This is a genomic window from Onishia taeanensis, assembly GCF_013349955.1.
GTDB classification, from domain to species: Bacteria; Pseudomonadota; Gammaproteobacteria; order Pseudomonadales; family Halomonadaceae; genus Onishia; species Onishia taeanensis_B.
Genome location: NZ_JABVXC010000038.1, coordinates 1 through 1,101, shown reverse-complemented (window position 1 = coordinate 1,101; position 1,101 = coordinate 1). Strand labels below are relative to the sequence as shown.

Below are 1,101 nucleotides of genomic sequence, written 5' to 3'. Positions count from 1 at the left end.
CTTGCCCGCAAATTCTGAGTGCAACACCTGATCAAATCGGTAAGGTGTTGTATCCATGTCATATTCAGAACTCTGCATCGAAGAACGTGCAACGATCCAGGTCAGCCTCCAGCAAGGCCTGAGCATCAGGAAGGTGGCGGCTCTGCTTGAGCGGTCACCGTCGACAATCAGTCGAGAGATACGGCGCAATGGATCCCCTGGTAGCAGATACCGAGTATCACACGCGCAACAGCGTCGCCTTGGCCGTCGAGCCGTCTGTCGGCCAAGGCGCAAGCTGCTTCCTGGCAGTCCTCAGTTTGCCTTGATTCAGCATATGCTGCGTCGGCGCTTGTCCCCCGAGCAGATCAGCGGCAAGCTCAAGCATATGAATATTCCTGACCTTCGAGACGCCTACGTCTGCCGTGAAACGATCTACAGTGCCATCTACGCATTGCCCGTCGGTGAGCTGCGAAAAGAGTTGATACACTGCTTACGGCAAGGAAAATCCACTCGAAAGCCCCGGCGTGGGCAAGTTGATCGGCGCGGTCAGATCCCTGATATGGTCAGCATTCATCTCCGCCCTCCCGAGGTGGAAAAACGGGAATTTCCCGGGCACTGGGAAGGCGACCTGATCAAAGGCAAGGGCAACGCATCGGCTGTCGGTACCCTCGTTGAACTGAAAAGCGGTTACCTGATCCTGGCGAAGATGAACGATGCGACCGCCACCTCGGCAGTGGAAGGCTTTAGCGCTGCGCTAAACCGCATGCCGTTGGCCGCGCGGAAGAGTATGACGTATGACCAAGGGCGCGAGATGACGCAGCACGCCAAGATTACCCAGAATACCGGTGTTGCCATCTACTTTTGTGATCCGCATAGCCCGTGGCAGAGAGGCGCCAATGAAAATATCAATGGCCTGATACGGCAATACTTGCCCAAAGGAACGGACCTATCGGTCTACAGCCAGAAGGAACTGGATGACATAGCGTTTGAGTTGAACATGCGCCCTCGAAAGCGCTTCGACTTCAAGTGTCCCATTGAGGTGATGAGCGAACTGATGGCGAAGTACCATGAAGCTCCGTCATCGATTCATTGACCGTGTTGCACTCAGAAGCTGCATCCGCC

General features: G+C 55.3%; 1 protein-coding gene. It reads left to right on the top strand.

What is annotated here, in order from left to right; all coding sequences use genetic code 11:
• Positions 1-55: 55 nt before the first annotated feature.
• On the top strand, positions 56-1,072 hold the full coding sequence (locus tag HUS66_RS17350; RefSeq protein ID WP_175072443.1) for an IS30 family transposase: 1,017 nt from the start codon (positions 56-58) through the stop codon (positions 1,070-1,072).
• Positions 1,073-1,101: the final 29 nt, after the last annotated feature.

Coding starts and splice junctions, on each gene's coding strand:
- HUS66_RS17350 (WP_175072443.1), top strand. CDS start 56: ATGTCATATTCAGAACTCTGCATCGAAGAACGTGCAACGATCCAGGTC.